This is a genomic window from Flavobacterium sp., assembly GCF_044373165.1.
In the GTDB taxonomy this organism is placed as follows: Bacteria; Bacteroidota; Bacteroidia; order Flavobacteriales; family Flavobacteriaceae; genus Flavobacterium.
Genome location: NZ_JBILQL010000139.1, coordinates 1 through 2778 on the forward strand (window position 1 = coordinate 1; position 2778 = coordinate 2778).

4 protein-coding genes are annotated in these 2778 nt (G+C 38.4%); all 4 read left to right on the forward strand.

Going from position 1 to position 2778, the window contains the following annotated elements:
- Positions 1–869 (forward strand): type IX secretion system outer membrane channel protein PorV (gene porV / locus ACIQ32_RS11705; RefSeq protein WP_396195864.1); only part of this gene is annotated, 869 nt, incomplete at its 5' end.
- A gap of 85 nt (positions 870–954) precedes the next feature.
- Positions 955–1437: a cytidine deaminase gene (cdd, locus tag ACIQ32_RS11710; RefSeq protein ID WP_396195865.1), complete on the forward strand. Its 483-nt coding sequence runs from the start codon at positions 955–957 to the stop codon at positions 1435–1437.
- 137 nt (positions 1438–1574) lie between these two features.
- On the forward strand, positions 1575–2573 hold the full coding sequence (gene pdhA, locus ACIQ32_RS11715; protein ID WP_396195866.1) for a pyruvate dehydrogenase (acetyl-transferring) E1 component subunit alpha: 999 nt from the start codon (positions 1575–1577) through the stop codon (positions 2571–2573).
- A gap of 2 nt (positions 2574–2575) precedes the next feature.
- On the forward strand, positions 2576–2778 hold a 203-nt coding region (locus ACIQ32_RS11720), incomplete at its 3' end, for a biotin/lipoyl-containing protein (RefSeq protein ID WP_396195867.1).

The window sequence follows — 2778 nt, forward strand, 5'->3', positions numbered from 1 at the left end:
TGAGTTTGCGCTATTTTGGTTTGGGAGAAATTGAATTAAGACAAAATGCAGAAGACCCTGCGCAAATTGTAAAACCAAACGAATTAGCTTTAGATGGATCTTATTCATTAAAATTGAGCGAAAAATTTTCGATGGCTGTAGCCGGAAGATACATACGATCTTCCTTAAGAATTCCTACCGGTGAAGGTGACGCTGAACCGGCAAGCTCTTTTGCAGTAGATATAGCAGGTTTTTATCAAGGTGAAGAAACTGCTTTAGCTGATTTTAACGGAAGACTTCGATTAGGCTTCAATTTCCAAAACTTAGGGCCTAAAATCAACTATGATGCAGGTGCCTCTGACGACAATAGTGCTAACTTTCTACCTGCCAATATGAGATTAGGAGGCGGATATGACTTTATCTTCGACGAATACAACAAAGTCTCAGTAAGTGTTGAATTGGCCAAACTTTTAGTGCCAACACCTCAGAGTGCTGATTTAGACGGTGACGGATTAGTGACTACCAATGAGGAAATTGAATTAAGAGATGCCAACAATGCTGCCTACAATAGAGTGAACTGGGTTTCAGGAATTTTCAAATCTTTCAATGATGCCCCAGGTGGATTTAGCGAAGAATTAAAAGAGTTCACTTACTCGGTTGGAGCAGAATATTTATACCAAGATTCCTTTGCCATGCGTTTAGGATACTTTAATGAAAGTCCTGAAAAAGGAGCACGAAGATTCTTTTCGTTAGGAGCAGGTTTTAAATATAACGTAGTAAAAGTTGATGTGTCGTATCTGTTTTCTGCTTCAAAAGTAAAAAACCCATTAGAAAACACACTCCGTTTCTCACTTACATTTAACTTTGGTGATAAATACGAAGAATATTAGTAGATAAAATTAAATCAAAATAACATCCAAATTTCAATAGAAATTTGGATTTTTTTTCCTCAATTGTGAAATAAATTCTTTTCGAATGCAACAAATAAACATCAACACCTCTTTTACGGTTTACCAATCAGCCGATGAACTGCCTCAAGAAGTTCAATCGTTAATGCAACAAGCTGTAGCTATCAGAAAAAAAGCTTATGCGCCTTATTCCAAATTCAGAGTTGGAGCGGCTTTACTCTTGGATAACGATCAAATTGTTTTGGGGTCTAATCAGGAAAATGCCGCTTATCCATCCGGACTCTGTGCAGAAAGAGTCGCTATTTTCCAATCAGGGGCTATTTATCCTGAGGCAAAAATTATTAAAATGGCCATATCTGCTGCATCAGACAGCAATGAAACCAAATCACCAATTCCACCTTGTGGTGCTTGCAGACAATCCATATCCGAATATGAATTCAAGCAAAACACCAACATTGAAATCTACTTTATGGGCGAGAGCGGCGAAGTATATAAATCAGATTCGATTAAAAATTTATTGCCGTTAAGTTTCGACAAAAACTTCTTGTAAAAGGCAAAAATTACTGCTTTTAAATTTTACTTCTTACGGGGAATGTTTTACTTTTGCCTTTCGCAAATTTGTGTGTGAGTGAACTATTTTGCGTTGAATAAAAATAAAAACTTAAATAACACTTTAGAAAAGTAAAAATGAAAGAAGTAACCAGAGAAGTTTATTTAAAATGGTATGAAGACATGCTGTTTTGGAGAAAGTTTGAAGACAAACTTGCCGCACTCTATATTCAACAAAAAGTTAGAGGATTTCTTCACTTATATAACGGACAAGAAGCCGTATTAGCCGGAGCACTCCATGCCATGGATTTGTCCAAAGACAAAATGATTACCGCTTACCGAAATCACGTTCAACCCATCGGTATGGGTGTAGATCCCAAAAAGGTAATGGCAGAACTTTTAGGTAAAGTTACCGGAACTTCCAAAGGAATGGGTGGTTCTATGCATATTTTTTCAAAAGAACACGGATTTTACGGCGGTCATGGTATCGTTGGGGCTCAAATCCCTGTGGGTGCCGGAATGGCTTTCGCCGATAAATATTTCGAAACCGGTGGTGTTACCCTAACCTACTTTGGTGACGGCGCTGCTCGTCAAGGTTCATTACACGAAGCCTTTAACATGGCTATGTTATGGAAATTACCGGTAGTTTTTATTTGTGAAAATAACGGTTATGCTATGGGTACTTCGGTAGAAAGAACCGCAAATCATACAGATGTTTGGAAATTAGGTTTAGGCTATGAAATGCCCTGCGGACCGGTTGACGGCATGAACCCAATCAAAGTGGCCGAAGCCATGCATGAAGCTATCGAAAGAGCACGTCGTGGAGACGGACCAACTTTCTTAGAAATGAAAACATACCGTTATAGAGGTCACTCAATGTCGGATGCTCAATTGTACCGCTCAAAAGAAGAAGTCGAAGAATACAAAAAAATCGATCCTATCACACAGGTTTTAGACATCATCAAAGAGAAAAAATACGCTTCAGATGAAGAGATTGAAGTGATTGACGAAAGAGTAAAAGATTTAGTAGAAGAATGTGCCACATTTGCCGAAGAATCTCCTTTCCCTGAAGCACAACAATTGTACGATGTAGTATACGAACAAGAAAATTATCCTTTCATTCCTCACAGACTATAATTATGGCAACAAAAATCACTATGCCGCGTCTAAGCGACACGATGACGGAAGGAACCGTAGCCACTTGGTTAAAAAAAGTGGGTGACAAAGTTTCTGAAGGAGATATTTTAGCAGAAATTGAAACTGATAAAGCCACCATGGAGTTTGAAGCTTTCACGGCAGGAACTTTATTACATATAGGAATCAACGAAGGCGAAACTGCACC

Bases quoted from the DNA above. Each gene is read 5' to 3' on its own strand.
- cdd (WP_396195865.1), top strand. From the start codon at position 955: ATGCAACAAATAAACATCAACACCTCTTTTACGGTTTACCAATCAGCC.
- pdhA (WP_396195866.1), top strand. From the start codon at position 1,575: ATGAAAGAAGTAACCAGAGAAGTTTATTTAAAATGGTATGAAGACATG.